The following is a 21359-nucleotide window of genomic DNA, read 5'->3' as shown; positions in this document are numbered from 1 at the left end:
TTGCTCTGACTTAAAATTGGGCAACTGATTTAGTTTTAATATAGTACATCAAATAATTATTAAATAAATGGCTTTTGATATAGAAATGATCAAGAAGGTCTATAGCCAGTATGACGAGCGCATTGCTGCTGCACGTCAGGTGGTTAATAAACCTTTAACTCTTGCTGAGAAAATTTTGTACGCTCACTTATGGGCAGGAAATGCAACCGAAGCTTATGAACGAGGTACCTCTTATGTAGACTTTGCTCCGGACCGTGTTGCTATGCAAGATGCTACGGCGCAAATGGCGTTGCTGCAATTTATGCAAGCCGGACGCCCTAAGGTCGCCGTGCCTTCAACTGTTCACTGTGACCACTTAATTCAAGCAAGGGATGGAGCGGAGCAGGATTTGACACGTGCAAAAAACGAAAGTTCAGAAGTATTTAATTTCTTATCTTCCGTATCAAACAAATATGGTATAGGGTTTTGGAAACCTGGAGCTGGTATCATTCACCAAGTAGTCTTGGAAAACTATGCCTTTCCTGGTGGAATGATGATCGGAACGGACTCCCATACGGTGAATGCCGGTGGTCTGGGGATGGTTGCGATCGGTGTTGGTGGAGCTGACGCATGTGATGTAATGGCAGGCTTACCTTGGGAGCTGAAGTTTCCAAAACTAATCGGTGTTAAATTAACGGGTAAGCTATCTGGATGGGTTGCGCCGAAAGATGTTATATTGAAGGTGGCCGGGATTCTGACAGTGAAAGGCGGCACGGGCGCTATTGTGGAATATTTTGGAGAAGGAGCGGAATCGTTATCATGTACTGGTAAAGGTACAATTTGTAACATGGGAGCAGAGATTGGAGCAACAACATCTACCTTCGGTTATGACGAATCTATGGAGCGCTATCTAAGATCTACAGGTCGCGCCGATGTAGCAGATGCGGCAAACGCGGTCAAACAGCACCTAACAGCAGATCCTGAAGTTTATGCTAATCCGGAGCAGTATTTTGATCAGTTAATCGAGATTGATTTATCCGCGTTGGAGCCTTCTTTGAATGGTCCTTTCACTCCAGATTTGTACACACCGGTATCGCGTATGCGTGAAGAAGCAGAAAAGAACGGTTGGCCTTTAAAGGTTGAGTGGGGCTTGATCGGTTCTTGTACTAACTCCTCTTATGAAGACCTGTCGCGCGCTGCTTCTATTGCTAAGCAAGCTATTGACAAGGGATTGGTCACAAAAGCTGAGTTTGGTATTAACCCAGGCTCTGAGCAGGTGCGTTATACAGCAGATCGTGATGGCTTGTTAAAAACATTCGAAGACTTGAACGCGACAATCTTTACAAATGCTTGCGGTCCTTGCATCGGGATGTGGGACCGAGCCGGAGCAGATAAACAAGAGAAAAATACCATTGTTCACTCGTTTAATAGAAACTTTGCAAAACGGGCTGATGGTAACCCAAATACGTATGCTTTTGTAACTTCTCCAGAAATGGTGGCGGCAATCGCTATCTCGGGCAACCTAGGATTTAATCCGGTAACGGATACATTAATCAATAAAAACGGCGAGCAGGTAAAACTGGATCCACCAACAGGTGACGAATTGCCGTCAAAAGGGTTTGATGTCAAGGATCCAGGTTATCAGGCGCCCGCAGTAGACGGTTCTTCTGTGACAGTAGATGTGTCACCTACATCTGATCGCCTTCAATTATTAGAGCCATTCCCTGCGTGGGAAGGAACCGACCTTTTTGGATTGAAACTATTGATAAAAGCAAAAGGGAAATGTACTACCGATCACATTTCGATGGCAGGCCCTTGGTTGAAATATCGGGGACATTTGGACAATATCTCCAATAATATGCTTATTGGTGCGGTTAATTTCTTTAATGACAAAACCGATTTCGTTAAGAATCAATTAACTGGCGAGTATGCTGCTGTACCGGCTACACAACGTGATTATAAAGCCTCGGGTATAGGTTCAATCGTGGTTGGTGATGAAAACTACGGTGAGGGATCTTCTCGTGAACACGCTGCCATGGAACCTCGCCATTTAGGAGTACGGGCCGTGTTGGTTAAATCTTTTGCCCGCATTCATGAAACTAACTTGAAAAAACAAGGTATGTTAGGGCTGACGTTTGACAACAAGGACGATTACGATAAGATCCAGGAAAATGATACCATTGACATCCTTGGCTTAACGGAATTTGCTCCGGGAAAACCATTGACGCTCGTCTTACACCATGCGGATGGCACACAAGATAGCATCTTGGTTAATCACACGTACAATGCGCAGCAGATTGAATGGTTTAAAGCAGGGGGAGCATTGAATATCATCCGTGCGAAGCAGGCAGGTTAAAAATTAAAAATACGCAAACGCATAAGCCGCGGTTCTTCAAATGGACTGCGGCTTTTTTTTATAATCTTTTACGGATTTAAAATTCGTTTATGGTTTTTACGAAGTAATTATTAAGGGATAATTTGATTTTATTCCAAAAGAAAAAACCTGCTATCATTTGATAGCAGGTTTTTTAGGTACGCCAATCAGGATTCGAACCTGAGACCGACGGTTTAGAAAACCGTTGCTCTATCCAGCTGAGCTATTGGCGCCTCCTTTTCGGTGCAACAAAAGTAGGCAATTGTGCTTATTTTGCAAAATAAAATGATTATTTTTTGTTGGGGTTGGATTAACTGATTGCACGCCAAAGGTATATTTTCCCGTAGCTAAAATGTTTGTTGAGGAATGAGTTGCCTATACCTTGGAAATTTGAAATAAAGTTTTGGATAAAGGAGAAAATTTGTACTTTTGTCGCGGAGAGTTGGCAGAGTGGTCGAATGCGGCGGTCTTGAAAACCGTTAACTGTCACAGGTTCGGGGGTTCGAATCCCTCACTCTCCGCGGAGCTTCAATCAAAAAGATTGGAGCTTTTTTATTTCTAAAGCTTTTTCATTTTGCTACGGAAGGGGATGAGAACCCATAGGGTTCGATCCACAGGAGGTTTAGGGCCGAGGCTGGGGATTGCGGGGCTAAACCAATCCCTCACTCTCCGCGGAGCTTCAATCAAAAGATTGGAGCTTTTTTTATTTATAAGGCTTTCTTAGGCGCTGTCCGAGGGATGAGAGCCAGAAGACCGGACGGAGGATAGGATTCCGGAAGGTTTTTGGGAAACATGTCCGATTTTCCTTTTCTATTCTATTCGGTTATATTATATTTGAGGCTTACTATTTTGTACGAATTTATTATGCTAAAAACCCTCAGAAATTTTATCGATTCTCCAACTAGTGGGGGGATAATCTTATTTATCTGTGTAGTCGTATCATTGGCTCTTGCCAATTCCCCGCTCGGTGACTCATTTGAAAGGTTATTGAATACCTCGCTTGGATTTGAAAATGATGCGGTACACCTAAAATATTCACTCGCCCTCTGGATAAATGACGGATTGATGGCGATTTTCTTCCTCTTGGTCGGATTAGAGATAAAAAGGGAGCTTGTTAGCGGTGAGCTGTCTACCCCTCGGCAGGCTCTACTTCCTATACTTTGTGCTTTTGGCGGTGCTGTTGTGCCCGCGGGTATATACATTTTTGTTAACCAAGGAACGGAAACAGCGAGCGGATGGGGAATCCCCATGGCAACAGATATAGCATTCGCGTTAGCTGTAGTTGCGATGTTGGGCAAACGAGTTCCCGCGTCATTGAAGATATTTTTGGCCGCCTTGGCTATTGTAGATGACCTCATCGCAATCTTGGTTATAGCGATCTTTTATTCTGCTGAGTTACACACGGTGTATCTAGGGTATGCGGCCGCCATACTAGCGCTGCTCTTTATTTTCAACAGGATGGGAGTCAAGTCGTTGGTATTTTATCTCATTCCAGGCCTGTTTATCTGGTACTTTGTTCACCATTCGGGTATTCACGCCACTATTGCAGGGGTACTGACAGCGATGACCATCCCGTTGGCCACCAAGGGGAAGCACGAACCGCCGTTATTGAAGTTGGAGCACGCGCTAACTACACCTGTGAATTTCCTGATCGTTCCTGTATTTGCCCTAGCCAACACCAATATTCGCTTTGAGGATGGTATGTTGGAAGGTCTGGTTTCGCCTTTGGGTATAGGAATCATATTAGGACTTATGCTAGGTAAACCCGTCGGTGTATATTTGATGACAAAGTTGGCAATTATGTTGCGGATAGGTTCGATGCCCCAAGGAGCTTCGTGGACTCAGATTATTGGGATCGGTCTTTTAGCGGGTATAGGTTTCACGATGTCAATCTTTATCGCGCTATTGTCTTTTTCGAGTGATCTCCTTATTGCTGAGGCGAAATTTTCCATTTTGGTGGCTTCATTGCTTTCGGGAGTTATTGGATACGTTCTATTGAACAAGGCAACGACTCCGGCGAATAACAGCTAACTAAAAATTATACATGAAGAAAATAGCGTTACACTGGCAGATATTGATCGGAATTGTCGCAGGGATATTGTTCGGGGCGTTGTGTATCCAATTTGACGGTGGAAGAGAACTTGTCTCCGATTGGATAAAACCCTTCGGCACTATTTTTATTAACCTATTGAAATTGATTGCTATACCGCTAATCATCGTGTCATTAATTAAAGGTATTTCTGATCTGAAAGATGTGACACAACTTTCTAGTCTTGGACTTCGAACCTTTGGTTTATATATCCTGACTACTTTCATTGCTGTTACTATTGGACTGGGCATGGTTAATATTATTGAGCCGGGCAACTTTATTTCTGAAGATACCCGGCAAGAGATGTTACAGTCGTTTGGCGGAGAGGTAGGAGAAAAAGTGGAACAAGCTAACGAAGTAAAAGGGGAAAGAGGACCTTTACAGGTAATTGTCGATATTGTTCCGGAGAATATCTTTCATGCGACAACTTCAAACGGCAATATGCTCCAAGTTATATTTTTTAGTCTGTTGGTAGGAATCGCAATGATATCATTGCCAATCGATCATATACGAGGGCTTAAAAACGTACTCGACTCAGGATATGCTGTCGTGTTAAAGATCGTCGATATCATAATGATGTTCGCGCCTTACGGAGTGTTCGCTCTTATTATCACGCTTATCGCAGAAGCTCCTTCTATAGATATGTTTAAGGCTTTGGGTATGTATGCTGTTACCGTAATACTAGGTTTGCTGGTATTGGTGTACGGCATTTATTCAATAATAATTTATTCCTTTGGAAAGATGAATCCCTTTAAATTCTTTAAGGGCATTTTACCTGCGCAGCTTCTAGGTTTTTCGACGAGTTCGAGCGCCGCTACGCTTCCTGTAACGATGGAATGTGCGAAGGAGAACTTGCATATAAGGAAAGAAGTATTAAGCTTTGTCCTTCCTGTTGGAGCCACGATCAACATGGACGGGACGTGCCTGTATCAAGGGGTCGCTGCAGTCTTTATCGCACAGGTAATGGGGTACGACCTTACTATTGCACAACAGCTAAGTGTAATTGCAACATCAACATTGGCCTCTATTGGTGCGGCGGCCGTGCCCGGAGCGGGAATCCTAATGCTAGTCATTGTATTGGAATCCATTGGTGTTAATCCCGCGGGTATAGCCTTGATTTTCGCCGTTGATAGACCTTTGGATATGCTGAGGACAGCTACCAATATATCGGGTGATTCTATGGTTGCTCTATTAATGAATAGATTTGGAATGGGCCGGACAACGCTCCAACGAAGTAATGCTACATATATAAAACCAAATGCAGAGGAATAGAGGGGAAGAAAATCAGAATATACCTGAAAAACAAACAATAAGGGAGGAAATATGGGAAGTCATATCAACCGCTTATAAGCGGTTGGAAAATTGGGTCCGTCCCAAAAAAGGTCAGCCGGTTCTTTTACAGATTTTGATATTTGTACTGAAACTCCCTGTATTGTTCTTATTATTGTTGTTCTCCCCCGTACTGTTAGTAGTATTGTTGCTTGTTTTTCTAATCGCGTTATGAATGTGAACCGAAAGCTAACTTTGCTTTTTACTGTATCTTCCATTCTATTCTTAATGCACCAATATGCACAGAAAGTAGCGAAGGTCTCACTTCCTATTATAGACAGCTACCTTGATCCGATCTTATTTATGCCCATTGTATTACCGCTGATAGGTTGGGAAAGGAAACTGATTTATCAAAATCCCGCTTATACCCTGCCACTATCGCACGTATTTGCATGTTTCCTGCTGGTATCGGTCTTATTTGAAATAATACTTCCTTTATGGAATGAAAGGATGACCGCCGATGTCTGGGATGTGCCTTTCTATGCATTAGGAGCATTAATTTATACGATAACGGCTAACGATCGTTGCCGGTCGCTTCCCACGGGCACATCTTCCATCTGATAGATATGAGCTAGGGCAGGGGAGCCCAAACATATCTATCGAGCGACTCTATCGAGCGACCGTATTATTCAAAGGTGAATTATTTCAACGAAGGAACAGGTTCGACAATTTTGAGATTAAAGGAAAAAAACTTTAGCTTTACCCCGCATTTTAAAATATTGTGAAGAAACGTTTCTATAACCCCGCGCAGTTATTCATTTCTAGCTTTTTGCTTCTTATCATGGCGGGTACTTGCCTATTGAAATTACCGTGGGCATTACACCAGCCATTGTCGTGGATTGATGCGCTTTTTACCTCAACCAGCGCTGTTTGCGTTACAGGGCTGATCGTGGTGGACACGGCAACCCACTTTACATTTTGGGGGCAGCTCACTATTATGCTCCTTATTCAGGCTGGCGGAATAGGCATTCTCTCGTTCGCAGCGTTGTTTAGTTATTTCCTCAAGGGAGGAAGTACCTATGAGAATCAGTTAGCCGTGGGCGCATATTCGAACACGCAGCGGATGTCAGAAGTTTTTGTGCTGCTGCGGCGAACGGTCTGGGTTACATTAGGTATAGAAATCATTGGAGCTATAGGTATATTTTGGAGTTTGGGCGACAACACGGGAATGTCTTATGGCAGCCGTATATTTTATTCACTTTTCCATGCCATATCTTCTTTCTGTAATGCGGGATTTTCCACCATGTCGAACGGATTGATGGATGATGCCATTGTGCATAACTACAGCCTACAGCTTCTTATATCCTTGATCTATATTTTTGGAGGGTTGGGATTTCCTATTGTCGTAAACGTTCTTCAGTATTTGAAGCACGTGTATAAACAGCTTATCGGGAAATGGACATTGAAGGGTCGCTTTCATCGTCCTTGGGTATTAAACATCAATAGTAAGATTAATCTGGTCACAACAGGTATCGTTACGCTATTTGCCACTTTAGTTGTCTATATTAATGAATACGGGAACGTGCTTGCTGCTCATGAGGGGGTTGGAAAATTAGTCATTGCCTTTTCTACTGCCACGACACCGAGGACAGCCGGTTTTAACAGCATAGACTTTGGCGCGTTGCAATTCTCAACGATTATCTTTGTCATGCTGTTAATGTGGGTAGGAGCCTCTCCTAACTCTACCGGCGGAGGTATTAAAACCAGTACCTTAGCTGTAGCAGTCCTGAACATATTGAGCCTGGCAAAAGGCAAGGACCGGACAGAGGTTTTTGGGAGAGAGATTAGTACTATATCCATACAAAGAGCGTTTGCAACCATGTTCCTTTCGCTTTTCACCATCGGGATGGCGATTTTCTCGATTTCCTTTTTTGAGCCTACCCGTCCGTTGTTGGAAGTGGCTTTTGAGTGTTTTTCTGCCTATAGCACTGTGGGGCTTTCCCTAGGTGTAACAAGTGAGTTTGTCACAGAGAGCAAAGTGATCTTAATTTTGACGATGTTTGTGGGAAGAGTAACGATGTTATCGGTGCTCATCGCGTTCATCAAAAAAGTAAAATACACACATTATCGGTACGCTCCTGAAGAGCTTACTATATATTAAGATTTATGAAACCGAGATATAGAGCATATCGGTACGAAGAACGTAATTACTCACGCCGAGCGCTCGTCAACCATTAAAAAAGTACAAAGATGAAATTTATCGTAATAGGATTGGGGAATTTTGGTTCCTCGCTAGCGGAAAAGCTGACAACGCAGGGTAATGAGGTCATCGGCGTCGATCAGCGAATAGAAAAGATTACGGCGCTTAAAGAAAAAATTACGCACACCGTCTGCTTGGATGCTACCGACGAAGTGGCATTCAATACGCTTCCCTTAAAAAATACCGATGTAGTTATTGTAGCTATAGGAGAAGATGAAGGGGCCAATATAATGGTGTCTGCATTATGTAAGGAAGCGCAAGTGAAACGTTTAATCAGCCGGGCGGTTAACCGTTTGCATGAAAAGGTCTTGGGTGCACTGGGCATCACGGAGATCGCGCACCCCGAAGAGGAATCGGCAGAGCGGTGGTCGAAGCGCCTGAGCATGACAGGGCTTATCGATTCCTTCGAACTTAACAGCAACTATTCCATAGTTGAAGTTGTTGTTCCAGACAAATACGTAGGAAAGTCGGTACAGGAAATTGGTTTCCGTGAAAGGTACGAACTGTTGGTATTAACAATATTGAAGAACACTGAACAACGAACATCTTTCGGAAAAAATATTGTTACGACTGTATTACACGGTGTACCTCGTCCTGATACCGTCTTGGAAAAAGGAGATATCTTGGCGATATATGGGTATAATGACCATATCAAGTCATTTTTATAGACTATTGTGCGTTAACTAATCAATGCATAGGTTATTACGGCGGTACCTACTAACGCACAATAAATTGAGAAATAATAGAGTTTTGCGTTTCGGATGAGTTTTATCATCCAACTACAAGCACACAGTCCGGCTAAAAAAGCTGCCAAAAATCCAAGACTCAAAGCAGGGATAGTCATGGTGGTTGCTTGTTCTATTACTTCTGGCTGGCTTATTGAGGACGTTTCAAAGATCTTTTTTATTGTTGCTCCGATAATAAGTGGCAACACCATGAGAAACGAAAATCTTGCAGCTTTATCTTTATCGGTCCCCATAAGGAGGGCTGTGGAAATCGTAGTGCCGGAGCGTGACAGACCGGGGAATACCGCCGCCAACATTTGGCCGATACCAATAACGAAGGCCCTTACCGTATTAATAGCTTTTCCCTGGTTTCTTTTTTTACTTGCAAACAATAGTAAAAGCGATGTAGCAAGTAAAGAACACCCTACAACAAGAAGGTTGGAAAACAATTGTTCCAAGGTATCGATAAAGAAAAGTCCGACAATCACCGCAGGAACCATGGATACCAGTATCGATATGGCAAAGCTCAACGATTCGTTTTTTCGGAACGCTAACAAACCTTTAAGGATATTATAAATATCCTTTCGAAACACCACGAGTGTGCTCAAGGCCGTTGCGCCGTGCAGCATTACGGCAAACAACAGGTTATCCTCATCACCATAGTCAAGTCCTAAGATTTCTTGAGCTATAATGATGTGACCGCTGGAAGATACGGGTAGGAATTCTGTTAGTCCCTGTACAATACCTACAATAATCGCTTTAAAAATATCCATTATTCTGCTTATCTTGATTGATAAAGGTGAAGGTGGCAAAAAGATGTTTTTGCCATATAAAAAACTGTGGCAAATATAGAGTTTCGACTTTGCAAAGCAAAACTTTCATGGTACGATTCTTAAAACTTCACGAAAGTTTTTAACACTTTTTGATACGGGCTTCTGCCGTGTCGGGCAGGTAAATTTCTAATCCTGCGTTATCCTCCTTTGTATAAGATTGATACTATCAAGTGGGAACTGGTTTTTAACCCACTGCCTCAGTTTATTCGCCTGTTCTTCCGCTAACGATTCTTTTGTTGCATATATAAATGCGATATGCTTCGATATGCTATCGGCGTCTACATATCGGCTTTGAACGCCTATGCTATAATCTTCTATCTCTGGAAAAAGGATGGATAGATCACTTTGAAGCCTTCCATTGTCCAATTCATAGCTTGCTAATTTATTGTTAAGCGCGCGGATGGTTAGATCTTTTTCGTTGACAGATATATTTCGTTGATTGATTTCGTTCAAAATACTTGACCGGATGTCAAGACTATCCTGTCGTATAACCAACTCCGTATTTTCTATACCAAATGATTTCATAGATTGCGAAAGTGCATCGATCTCTCTATTACTGAATTTCTTTGCCAAAAAGGCGAGTTCCAACTGCTTGGGCGAACGGTTTTGCAGGAGTCGCTCATAAATAATAGTATACCCTTTTTCCGTTAGTTCCTGCTGAATAAAAAGCTCTACCTTGTTCGTGTATTTTCGTTGTTGTATCATGGTGTAGGCAAAGTACAGGCTTGGGCCAACCAGTACTAATGTGATAACTGTTATCATCTGAGTAATACGTTTCTCTCGTTGCTTATCCACGTAATGCATCTTGGGATAACGGAGGTATTTAACAATGACAAATGTCGCCAGACAGATAAATACGCAGTTTATGATGTATAAGTATAACGCACCTGCGAAATAGCTTAGATTTCCAATGGCAAGCCCATAGCCCGCTGTACAGAGGGGGGGCATCAGCGCAGTTGCAATTGCCACCCCCGGTATCGGGTTGCCTTTATTTACCCTGGTAATCGCGATGACGCCAACAACGCCACCGAAGAATGCGATAAGTACATCGTAGATGTTTGGGGAAATACGTGCCAAGAGTTCCGATTGCGCTTCTTTAAAAGGGCTAAGGGTGAAATATAGGAATGATACAACCAGACTAATTCCTGTTGCTATCAATAGATTCTTGATTGACTTTTTCAGGAGCGGAAAATCAAATGTCCCTAACGCAAAGCCTGCTCCCACAATTGGTCCCATAAGCGGGGAAATTAACATGGCTCCGATAATGACGGCAGTCGAATTGACATTCAGTCCGATTGACGCAATCACGATGGCACAGGCCAGAATCCAAGCATTGGAACCCCGGAAGGAGATGTTGGTGACGACGCTCTCCAGCACGGTTTCCTTCTTATCTTCTCCCTGGTGGAGATCAAAGAAACGTATAAAATTTATCATCATGTTTTTCGCTACACCGTAAGATCAAAATTTGCCTTAGCCTTCTTTTCGGATGTGGATATCTCGTTGAGGGAAGGGGATCTCAATTCCGGCACTATCCAGTGCAGCTTTACAATCGATGATCAACTGTTCGTTCATGGTCCAGAAATGTTCGTTAGTGGTAGTCACTCGTATCGATAGATTGACGGCACTGTCTCCAAGCTCGGTAACAACAACTTGGGGCGCTGGTTCTTTCATCGCGTATTCATTTTTATCGATTACAGCTAACAATAATTCCTTTGCGTCTTTTAAATTAGCACCATATGATACTCCTATGTCAAACCATGTTCTTCGCGTCCCGAGCTGGGTGTAATTGGTTATACTGCTATTCGACATTGGCCCGTTGGGGACGACAACTAGTTGGTTTTGGGGGGTAGTGAGTTTTGTATTAAAAATATCTATCTCTTGTACGGTGCCTGATACGCCGGTGTCGGATGAGATATAGTCTCCAATTTTGAAAGGCTTGAGCACCAGAATCAATATTCCTCCAGCAAAATTTGCCAATGACCCCTGTAGGGCTAATCCAATGGCTAGTCCGGCTGCACCGATCATTGCTACAAAAGCAGAGGTCTGGACACCAAGCTGCGTAACCACCACAATAAACAGAAGAATGTTGAGTCCCCAGTTGATAAGGTTGAGGAGAAAACGTTGAAGCGATATATCCATCTGACGTCTTTGAAATGTCTTCTCCGCCATCCGTTTTATAAACCTAATCAACCAAGAGCCGATCAAGTATATGAGGAGAGCGGAAACAAATCCTGTTAGGATTCTCGGCGCCCATGCAATAGCTGCGGAAACAAAATTATCCCAATGTTGCTGAATATCATTAAATTCCAGATTATTCATTTTAGATGTTTTATAAAGTTCAAAATTCAATATTGTGTTTCGTCGGAAATATAGGAAAAAATATTTGAATCCTGATAAAATCATCCAGTACATTCCTTTTTGTCCGCTTGAAGTTTTCCGTTTCTTTCTGGTAAACGGAAGGTTAGTATTGTATGTTCTTCTTTTGTAACTTCGTAGAATACGAAGCTACGATTTTGGCTGGTGTTGAAAGATTCTTAATAATGGCAGATAAACAGACTAATGACATGCAGGGCCGGCAGCGCTGTTGCTCGCAGGAAGAAAACACACACACTAAAGAAGGTGTGGAAGAAACGCTACAGGATGATAGTTGTTGTAGTACAAAGCATGTTCGGAAAGAGTACAGCAATGATGGGCATAAGCATGCAAGTCATAACAATAGTATTTTCAAGATGTTTCTGCCTGCATTCATTTCTACAACGCTATTACTTATGGGGCTTGCCATGGATTATGTGGAGACACAGAGATGGTTTACAGGCGGGGTTAGGATTATCTGGTATGTGATTGCCTATATTCCCGTGGGTGTGCCTGTGCTCAAAGAAGCTGTAGAAAGCATAAACAAAGGGGACATCTTTTCGGAATTTCTTCTAATGGGTATCGCAACAATTGGCGCGTTTGCTATAGGCGAGTATCCGGAAGGTGTTGCCGTAATGTTATTTTATAGCGTCGGAGAAGTGTTTCAAAGTATGGCCGTTTCGAGGGCGAAGCTGAACATCAAATCATTGCTAGATCAAAGACCTGATAAGGTATGGGTTATAAGAAATAAAGAGCCTGAAATGGTAAATGCGGAAACGGTGGATATCGACGAAATTATAATGCTAAAACCCGGTGACAAATTGGGTTTGGATGGGACACTGTTATCTGATTCTGCTTCATTCGACACCGCCGCACTCACGGGGGAAAGTAAACCTGACACCAAAAGTAAAGGAGAAACAGTTTTAGCAGGGATGATAAATCTAAATACTGTCAGTCAGGTAAAGGTTACAGCGGCGTATACGGATAGCAAGTTAAGTAAGATTTTGACATTGGTGCAACACGCTACTTCTCAAAAAGCACCGACGGAATTATTTATCCGTAAATTTGCCAGAATATACACACCTATCGTCGTGTTCCTCGCCATTGGAATCGCGCTCCTACCTGTATTATTTGTTTCGGATTACGTATTCACCGATTGGTTGTATAGGGCTTTGGTGTTCTTGGTTATTTCTTGCCCTTGTGCGTTGGTTATTTCGATCCCTTTAGGATATTTTGGTGGTATCGGGGCTGCAAGCAGGAATGGTATCTTGATAAAAGGTAGCAATTTTTTAGATACTTTGGCCAACATCCAGAACGTGGTAATGGACAAGACGGGAACAATGACGAGAGGTGTTTTTAAAGTCCGCGAAGTGAATATTAATGCGGAATTTGAAGAGCGTGAGATTCTTCAGATGGTCAATGTTTTGGAAAGCCATAGCACACACCCTATAGCAACAGCTATTCACGAATATGTCGGAAAGCCAAACAGTGAAATTAAGTTGGAAAATACGGAAGAGATCCCTGGCCAAGGATTAAAAACCACTATCGGTGGAAAAAACCTGTTGGTTGGAAATTTCAAACTGATGGCGAAATTTGGAATCCAACACGACTTAAATCCCAATACCATCGTTTATACGACTATTGCCATTGCTTACGATAATAAATTTGTTGGCTACATCACGATTGCTGATAGTGTCAAAGCGGATTCCAGGCTGACTATTGATAAATTGAAGTCGCTTGGTGTAAAACCAACCATGTTGAGCGGAGATAAGAGCACTGTTGTCGAGCACGTTGCCGAAGCACTGGGAATTTCAAATGCTTTCGGCGACATGTTGCCAGAAGATAAAGTAAACAAAGTAAAGGAAATCAAGACGCGAGGCGAAAGTGTTGCTTTTGTTGGAGACGGTATGAACGATGCTCCGGTAATCGCTTTGAGCGACGTCGGTATTGCTATGGGCGGACTAGGAAGCAACGCCGCGATCGAAACAGCGGATGTGGTTATCCAGGACGATAAACCAAGTAAGATACCGGTGGCGATTAACATTGGTAAACAAACCAGGAAAATTGTTTGGCAAAATATCGGATTAGCTTTCGGTATAAAAGCTATTGTTCTGGTTCTAGGAGCAGGCGGATTAGCGACAATGTGGGAAGCGGTGTTTGCCGATGTTGGCGTAGCATTATTAGCGATATTGAATGCTATACGAATACAACGGATGAGCTTTTAAAGAAAGGCTGACCATAAAAAAAGGAAACAACACAATCGTATTGTTTCCTTTAGTACCTAGGGCGGGAATCGAACCCGCACTCCCTTAACGGGAACAGGATTTTAAGTCCTGCGTGTCTACCAGTTCCACCACCTAGGCAACTGAGCGAAAGACGAGATTCGAACTCGCGACCCCAACCTTGGCAAGGTTGTGCTCTACCAACTGAGCTACTTTCGCTTGCGACGATGCAAATATAGACAGAAAATTTTATTCCTAAAATTATTTTGACGCTTTTTAATATGACTGTTGCTAACCGTCTAAAAATGTGCGTAATATTTTTCTTACCGAACCTTTAAAATAGGGGGCAATAGTTAATTGGTGTAATATTTGCTTATTTTTGTCGAAGATCAATATTTGTTATGAAGCGATTCTATCTGTTTGTTTTGGCGTTTATGGGCATTATCTGTATGTCAGAAAAAGGGTATGCCGACACATATCCCGAAGTTGTTTTCGACAACAGTTTGGTAAAAGGGGTCTATGCCAAAAGTAAAGTAAGCTATCAAGGACGTTCCTGGGTCGAGAACTTGAACCACCACCTATTAGTATCTGACACCCTGTTCTTCACACCGGGTAATGCACTTTCCTTGCAATATATGTCCGCAATGGAAGGCGATTGGCAAGTCGATTTACGATATAGCCGTCAAAAATTGAATTATCAGATTGAGCGGTCAGACTATCTCGTGCTAAAAGTGTTTATCAAGTCCGAAAATACAACAGCGCATCACCTGCCGAAAATAAATATCCAACAAAAAGGTTCGGAAACGAACGAGGTGGAATTAGCGTCGTATATAAAGAACCTTGACTACAATAAATGGATAGATGTGCGGATTCCAATAGCCGATTTGAAAAACTTGCATGTCAAAGAATCTATTACAGGGCTACGGTTTGCGCAAAACGGAACCGGTGAGGGGACGCATCACCTGTTTATTGATCAAGTAGAGTTTCTGTCAAAAAGCGTGTCAAGAGTAAAGCTTTCTTCCCCCGCTATTCTTTCGTCTGCTATAGCATATGACAAACAAGTCCGTTTACAATGGCAGTTGCCGTTGACACCTTCGATCCGTTATATAAAAATATATCGATCAGAAGATAACAAGGTGTTTAAGGGAGTTGGCATACGTCCGATATCGATGCAGGGCTGCCTAGATTACGTTCCGGATCTCAATAAATCCTACTATTATAAGATTGCATGGGTAGATTATAATTACGAGGAATCACCGTTTTCCGAAGTAAAGGAAGTAAAGACAAAAAAACTAGATGAGACCGGATTATTAGACTTGGTACAAGAAGCGCACGTCAACTATTTTGCGGAAAATTACGACATCAATAGTGGGATGTATCTGCCATTTCGTATGAAGGAACGTGCCATTGTATCGGTTAAAGAAAGTGGAAACGCTATCTTAAGTCTTATCGTAGGGGTGGAAAAGGGACGAATAAACAGGTCGTTAGCATTAGGCCGCGTTTCCCGTATGGTGTATTTTCTAACAAAAGCACAGCATCATCTGGGCATCTTTCCTGCATATTTCGATGGGCGTACCGGCCTACCCGAACACCGCAATAATGAAGCGACCTACGATGTATTGGCGACGTCTTCGATGATAGAAGCATTATTGGTGGCACGTCAGTATTTTGCTAAAAATGACGATGCCGAAACCGATCTGCGAAAAAGAATAACTACACTTTGGGAAAATATTAAGTGGAATGAATTAGTGGCCGATGGATACAACGATGTGTTGGTAGAAAAAATTGCAATGGCAGGTTTAACAGAGCATTATCCGACACTCGGAGGCATAAATGAGTCCATTAATGCTTACCTGCTGGCGATGAGTTCACCGAAACATGCTATCCCGCTTTCCGCTTACGAAAATGGAGTTAAAAATATAGATTTGACGTACTCATCGGATTATAATAAAATGGATAGTCTTGCCAGAGATACAATTTCGACTCTTATGCGGAGTTTCCGGTACGCCGTCGATCCACTTCGGAACATGCCAACGGATAATATGGCCAATAGGGTTTCTGTCTTTCAAGATACTGTCTTATATGGAGAGCATCTCTTGTTTGGATTTTCAGGATCGACTTTATTGGATCTATATAAGCCGTTTTTCACGATTGATCCCAAGTTGTTAAGAGACAAGAACGTCAACTATGAACAAGCTTTACGAAATTATATTCAGGTTCGGAAACGCCGCGATAACGAAATAGGGGTAGGGTCTACCAATTCCGATGTCTGGGGATTCTATCAACGTATGGATAGCGTCGGAAGTTATCGTATCAATCCCGCGATCGCGCCGTCGTCTATGTTTATTTTGAACGAAGAAGGTAAGAAAGCCGTATTAGCGTTGTATGATAATTACGGTGAAAACTTTTTTACAGAGTACGGATTCCGTGCTTGGCTCGATTTACGAAACAACGATGTATCGGATGAATATTTTGCTACCAACCAAGCGGCTATTACCGTCTGCATAGAAAATGCACGCTCTGGACTGATATGGAATTTGTACAAAGAAATACCAGAAATCAAGACATTGTTAGCGAAACTATTTGGAGCGGATGAATAAAATGGCGCTTTAGGCTTGAATATCGAAATCCGGTAACTCATAGCTTTAAAGAGCGATTTATTAAGATGAAAATTACTATCTTTACAGCATAACTTAAAAGCGAATTTCATGAAATATCTAGGTACTGCCGCGTTTTCACTCATTATTGCTCTTGGTGTAACGTCTTGCAAACAACAAGCTATTATGGTTAATCCTGGAGCTGTCGTCTCTAAGGATGGAACTGACGACGGCTTAAAAAATGTGAAGGGGGAGTTTAAAGACGCCACGCGTACGGATGAAGGGATTAAATTTACGCTTTCTTCCGACCTACTGTTTCCAACGAACTCATCTTATCTTACGGATAAAGCGAAGGTTGAATTGAGTAAATTATCAAAATTGCTGATTAATGACAGCGCTAGAAAGGTGCGTGTGGACGGTCACACCGATGCTACAGGAACAGCGGAATACAATCAATGGTTGTCTGAAAAAAGAGCAACTTCGGTCAAGAAATTCTTGGAAGATGCAGGCGTATCGTCATCTCGTATCAGTACACAAGGTCTTGGACAAACAAATCCAGTGGCAGATAATAAAACACCGGAAGGCCGTCAGAAAAACAGACGGGTAGAGGTGGTTATTTTGAACTAGCAGGAGACGCAATTAAGTAATGGATAGGCAAGTGGGCCGATTCAATTAATTGCGTCTATATCTTTTATTTCTGCTCAAACATTTTCGTATTAGCGGAAATATAATAGTTTTTATATCGGATGATGTCGCGAGAGTTTGTTATATATTTCACTGTCGCGGTTTTAAACAAGTAGGCAGTGGCCCGCTCTTCCATGGTACGAAGGAAAAACTCAAATTCTTTGTAAAGTTCTTTTCGTTCCTCTCCTGTGAATTTGCTGTTTCTGACAATGCCTAAAAATTGTTCGTTATCGATCTTGAAAGAGACACTATTTATACTATCTCGATAAAAATACAATAACGGCGTACGTAATTCATCCATAAAAATAGCGAAACTCACCTCGTCCTCCTGTATTTTGATGATGTATGCATGAAAATGTACTGTGCCAATTTTTTGATCATCTATAGCAATTAGTTTAGTAAACATAAAACACGTCGTAGGTTCCCGCTAAAAATACAATTTATAATTTTGATTTTTTCGCTTTTTGCATATTAATTCGATGTTAATGTAAATTAACAGATAGTAATCCTTTGATTCATAGTGTTGTTTGCTTAATAGTTTAAATTTAGTTATATTTGTGTTTTCAAACGGTAAGTCTGTCTGGGTAACCTAATTTGCCCATAGCAAATACGACTCGTCTGCAGACACACGCCAATCACAAAAAATTTAAACAATAAAAAAAGAAACGATATATGATGCTATTAGCAACGGATTTGGATGGGACATTTTTAGGAGGAAGCATGGAAAGCAGATTACGTCTGTATCGCCTGATCAAACAATCACCCGACATACAGCTTGTATTTGTTACGGGACGAGGTTTAGAGTCCGTTATTCCATTGCTCAATGATCCACTCCTTCCGAAACCGAATTACATCATTGCAGACGTAGGGGCAACTGTGGTTAACGGGTTAACGTTAGAGGCCGTGGAGCCAATACAAGGTGATATCGACAATAAATGGCCCTCTCCATATGAGATACGTTCGAGTGTCTTAGAGAAAGCGGATGTTGCTTATCAAGAAGTCCCGCAACAACGTCGGTGCTCGTTTTATTATGATACCGAGACAGATCTATCTCCAGTTTATGAGATAGCACAGCGCTTCGATTGCGATGTTATTACATCGGTTGATAGATATCTCGATATATTACCGAGGGGCGTGAATAAGGGAAGTACATTGAAAGCCTTAATTAAGCATTTACATATCGACGAGATCAATGTATTGGTAGCAGGCGACACCCTTAATGATCGTTCTTTGTATGATACGCTGTATAATGGAGTGGTTGTTGGAGAGGCTGAAGTGGCACTACTCGAGCATACGGCCGATTATAAGAGCGTCTACCAAGCCACTAAACCCGGCGCAGGAGGGATTATCGAAGCAATGGAACACTTCGAACGTTTCCGTACATATACGGAAACGACGGATATATATAAATCTATGGAGTCCCATAAAGGCTCGAACCAACTCGTAATGGTTTACCACCGATTGCCTTTTGAACAGGATGTTGTCAATGGGGAAACGATAAGAGTCGCTCCGAAAAGTCCAAATGGCATTATCCCCTCGTTACTCGGATTATTTGAAAAGGGACGTTCCGGTATTTGGATTGGAGAGGAAGTTAAACAAGTAGATCGTCCAGATGTTCCAAATCAGTTGATTGACGAAGACAAATATCCGAATTTGATAGCGGCTACGATTAGCCTTTCCAAAGCGGACATTGATCAGTTCTATCGCGTATTTTGCAAAGAAGCTTTTTGGCCCATGATTTTCTCCTTTGTAGACAAAGCAAAGTTTAATCACAACGATTGGGAACATTATCTAAAAATCAACCGAATCTTTGCCGAACGCATTGCCAAAGAGGCTGACCAAGATGCGCTGGTATGGATTCACGAGTATAATCTGTGGATGGTTCCGGCTTATTTGAAACCACTTCGCCCGGATCTAAAGATTGGTTTCTTCCATCATACACCCTTTCCGGCAGCAGATATTTTTAACATCATCCCTTGGCGTAAGGATATCATAGGAAGTTTATTGTTATGCGATTTCATAAGCTTTCACATTCCACGTTACGTAGAGAACTTTATCGATGTGTTACGTTCTCACACGCCGTTTAAGGTGGTTAAGCGAATTAATACAGCAAAACAATTTTTGACCTATAGTTGTGCACTGGGGGTAAGCCAAATGACTAAAGTTATTGAGATTGATGGTCGTCAAATACGGCTGGGCGCACTGCCTGTTGGAGTAAATATGGGTAAGATACGGTCGATTTTTAAACAACCCGGTATAAAAAAAGAGATATCCGCTGCGCTCACCAATAAGTCCAGCGGAATGAGCACCATCCTCTCTGTCGAGCGCTTGGACTATGTAAAAGGTCCGCTGGAGAAAATTCAAGCATTTGGTGAATTTCTCGAGGAGTATCCGGAGTACCATGAAAAGGTGGAGCTGATAAATATCTGCACTCCGCCTTCCCAGGGCATGAAAATATATGATGACATACGCGACGAGGTTAATCGCGCCGTAGGAGAAATCAATGGGCGCTTCGCTACCATGAATTGGATGCCCATTCAATATTTCTATAGGTCGTTGCCTTTTGAAGAAGTGGTGAGACTCTACGCGATCAGTGATATTGCCTGGATTACACCATTAAGAGACGGGCTTAACCTTGTTGCAAAAGAGTATGTGGCTGTACAAGGAATAATAAAAGGAGCGGGCACCTTGGTATTATCGGAATTTGCGGGTGCATCCGTTGAACTACCTTATACTATTCTAACAAATCCGTACGATATGAAAAGTATGAAGGAAAGTTTACTGAAAGCGCTGCTCATGCCGGAGGAAGAAAGGGCAACTCGTATTAATAGGCTATATGATCAAGTGAAATACTACGATATCCACTATTGGGGAAGAGATTTTGTGAGGGAGCTGGAAAGGAGTGCGAAATAGACATAGCAATAAAGACGACTTTCCAGACATGGAAGGCCATTTATTTGTTTTTCCGCTTTTCCACCTCGTTTTCGATATGATCTAAAACAAGAGAACCATAATCCACGTTGTTTAGTTTAGACGCTAGATTGAGACCGCCGGGGCTAAAGACATTGATTTCCATTATTTTATCTCCTACGATATCTAGCCCTACGAAATACATGCCGTCTTCCTTAAGCTTTTCTGTAACTTGAGCGACGGTAGCTAAGATGGTTTCGTCAACATTTGCCTTTTGCGCAGTTCCGCCTTGATGGATGTTACTCCGGATATCGCCTTTTTGCTGTATTCGGTTAACACCGGCATATTTTCCTGCTATCTGTATAGGGTCACCATTCAAGAGGAAAAAACGAATATCGCCGTTTGCAGCTTCCGGCAGATACTCTTGCGCAAGCAAATAGCCATCGCGTGTGATGACTTCTACAGTCTGCTTTAGGTTGTGTCGCTCATCCTTTTTCACTAGAAAAACATTTTTTCCACCAGAGCCCGTCAACGGCTTTAAAATGATTTGATGGTCTTGGCTGTCCAGGAAATTGACAACGTCATTGTAAGACCGCGTGATCATGGTTTTAGGACGAATTTTTTTGGGAAAGTATTCTAAATATAATTTATTGGTTGCCTCTACCAACTTATCGGGATCATTGATAACCCAGGTTCCTTGTCGCTTGATAAGCTGAGCGAACTGTAGAGCAGTGGGAGGAGCCCAAGGGCGGTTGAGCATATCTATAACAGGATCGTAGCGAATCCAAAGGACATCCATTTGCGTAGCATCTATATATTGCTTTTCCTTTTTACGTATCATCTCCAAAAAACCTTCTTGACTTTCTATATTTTCTGATGGTTCTATCACGCGACAATGGGCACCGATATTATGCTCGTTGTGATAAGTGAAGTCAGCCAGACCGATATAAAATACTTTATGCCCACGTCCATGTGCTTTAAAAGAAAGAAACGTGGTCGTGAAGTTGCTTTCCTCTTTGTGGGTTTGGTTGATTAAGAATGCGATGTTCATATATCCTTTATTAA

General features: G+C 42.2%; 15 protein-coding genes and 4 tRNA genes. 11 read left to right on the top strand and 8 right to left on the bottom strand.

Annotated elements, in window-relative coordinates; all coding sequences use genetic code 11:
* Positions 1 to 67: 67 nt before the first annotated feature.
* Positions 68 to 2335: an aconitate hydratase gene (locus C5745_RS12320; protein WP_105717302.1), complete on the top strand. Its 2268-nt coding sequence runs from the start codon at positions 68 to 70 to the stop codon at positions 2333 to 2335.
* Between the two features lie 177 nt (positions 2336 to 2512).
* On the opposite strand, the gene C5745_RS12315 is transcribed toward C5745_RS12320, so the two are convergent.
* Positions 2513 to 2586, bottom strand: a tRNA-Arg gene (locus C5745_RS12315).
* Positions 2587 to 2789: 203 nt separating this feature from the next.
* Between C5745_RS12315 and C5745_RS12310 the strand changes: the two genes are divergently transcribed.
* The 6 genes from C5745_RS12310 (at position 2790) to C5745_RS12280 (ending at position 8639) form a co-directional block, all read left to right on the top strand.
* Positions 2790 to 2874, top strand: a tRNA-Ser gene (locus C5745_RS12310).
* Between the two features lie 343 nt (positions 2875 to 3217).
* Positions 3218 to 4384: a Na+/H+ antiporter NhaA gene (gene nhaA, locus C5745_RS12305; protein WP_105717301.1), complete on the top strand. Its 1167-nt coding sequence runs from the start codon at positions 3218 to 3220 to the stop codon at positions 4382 to 4384.
* Between the two features lie 13 nt (positions 4385 to 4397).
* A complete protein-coding gene (locus tag C5745_RS12300; protein ID WP_105717300.1) occupies positions 4398 to 5714 on the top strand; it encodes a dicarboxylate/amino acid:cation symporter in 1317 nt (438 codons plus the stop codon).
* Positions 5715 to 5942: 228 nt separating this feature from the next.
* Positions 5943 to 6332 (top strand): hypothetical protein, encoded by a 390-nt coding sequence (locus C5745_RS12290; RefSeq protein WP_105717298.1) that lies wholly within the window; start codon positions 5943 to 5945, stop codon positions 6330 to 6332.
* Between the two features lie 160 nt (positions 6333 to 6492).
* A complete protein-coding gene (locus C5745_RS12285) occupies positions 6493 to 7872 on the top strand; it encodes a TrkH family potassium uptake protein (protein WP_207795792.1) in 1380 nt (459 codons plus the stop codon).
* A gap of 89 nt (positions 7873 to 7961) precedes the next feature.
* On the top strand, positions 7962 to 8639 hold the full coding sequence (locus tag C5745_RS12280) for a potassium channel family protein (protein WP_105717296.1): 678 nt from the start codon (positions 7962 to 7964) through the stop codon (positions 8637 to 8639).
* An 11-nt stretch (positions 8640 to 8650) separates the two neighbouring features.
* On the opposite strand, the gene C5745_RS12275 is transcribed toward C5745_RS12280, so the two are convergent.
* The 3 genes from C5745_RS12275 to C5745_RS12265 all read right to left on the bottom strand — a co-directional run bounded on the left by C5745_RS12275 (position 8651) and on the right by C5745_RS12265 (position 11848).
* The gene (locus C5745_RS12275; protein ID WP_105717295.1) at positions 8651 to 9469 is read right to left on the bottom strand and encodes an undecaprenyl-diphosphate phosphatase; all 819 of its coding nucleotides are present in this window, start codon (positions 9467 to 9469) and stop codon (positions 8651 to 8653) included.
* A gap of 186 nt (positions 9470 to 9655) precedes the next feature.
* On the bottom strand, positions 9656 to 10966 hold the full coding sequence (locus C5745_RS12270) for a TIGR00341 family protein (RefSeq protein WP_243403336.1): 1311 nt from the start codon (positions 10964 to 10966) through the stop codon (positions 9656 to 9658).
* Between the two features lie 33 nt (positions 10967 to 10999).
* A complete protein-coding gene (locus C5745_RS12265) occupies positions 11000 to 11848 on the bottom strand; it encodes a mechanosensitive ion channel family protein (protein ID WP_105717294.1) in 849 nt (282 codons plus the stop codon).
* Positions 11849 to 12069: 221 nt separating this feature from the next.
* On the opposite strand from C5745_RS12265, the gene C5745_RS12260 reads away from it, so the two are divergent.
* Complete coding sequence (locus C5745_RS12260) at positions 12070 to 14106, top strand: heavy metal translocating P-type ATPase (protein ID WP_105717334.1); 2037 nt, start codon at positions 12070 to 12072, stop codon at positions 14104 to 14106.
* 53 nt (positions 14107 to 14159) lie between these two features.
* Here the strand turns inward: C5745_RS12260 and C5745_RS12255 are convergent.
* Together C5745_RS12255 and C5745_RS12250 are read right to left on the bottom strand one after the other, a co-directional pair.
* A tRNA-Leu gene (locus C5745_RS12255) sits at positions 14160 to 14244 on the bottom strand.
* Between the two features lie 5 nt (positions 14245 to 14249).
* Positions 14250 to 14322, bottom strand: a tRNA-Gly gene (locus C5745_RS12250).
* 182 nt (positions 14323 to 14504) lie between these two features.
* Between C5745_RS12250 and C5745_RS12245 the strand changes: the two genes are divergently transcribed.
* Positions 14505 to 16703, top strand: coding sequence for a glucoamylase family protein (locus tag C5745_RS12245; RefSeq protein ID WP_243403335.1), 2199 nt, complete (start codon positions 14505 to 14507; stop codon positions 16701 to 16703).
* Positions 16704 to 16811: 108 nt separating this feature from the next.
* Positions 16812 to 17327: an OmpA family protein gene (locus tag C5745_RS12240; RefSeq protein ID WP_105717293.1), complete on the top strand. Its 516-nt coding sequence runs from the start codon at positions 16812 to 16814 to the stop codon at positions 17325 to 17327.
* Positions 17328 to 17391: 64 nt separating this feature from the next.
* Here the strand turns inward: C5745_RS12240 and C5745_RS12235 are convergent, their stop codons facing one another.
* Positions 17392 to 17790, bottom strand: a complete 399-nt coding sequence (locus C5745_RS12235) for a hypothetical protein (protein ID WP_105717292.1) — start codon at positions 17788 to 17790, stop codon at positions 17392 to 17394.
* Positions 17791 to 18056: 266 nt separating this feature from the next.
* Here C5745_RS12235 and ggpS point away from each other — a divergent pair, with 266 nt between their 5' ends.
* A complete protein-coding gene (gene ggpS / locus C5745_RS12230) occupies positions 18057 to 20297 on the top strand; it encodes a glucosylglycerol-phosphate synthase (RefSeq protein WP_243403334.1) in 2241 nt (746 codons plus the stop codon).
* A gap of 40 nt (positions 20298 to 20337) precedes the next feature.
* On the opposite strand, the gene C5745_RS12225 is transcribed toward ggpS, so the two are convergent.
* Entirely contained in the window at positions 20338 to 21345 is a 1008-nt protein-coding gene (locus C5745_RS12225) for an ATP-grasp domain-containing protein (RefSeq protein ID WP_105717291.1), read from the bottom strand.
* Positions 21346 to 21359 lie beyond the last annotated feature (14 nt).

This window comes from Sphingobacterium haloxyli (assembly GCF_002980525.1).
In the GTDB taxonomy this organism is placed as follows: domain Bacteria; phylum Bacteroidota; class Bacteroidia; order Sphingobacteriales; family Sphingobacteriaceae; genus Sphingobacterium; species Sphingobacterium haloxyli.
This window is presented reverse-complemented; position numbering and strand designations above follow the sequence as displayed.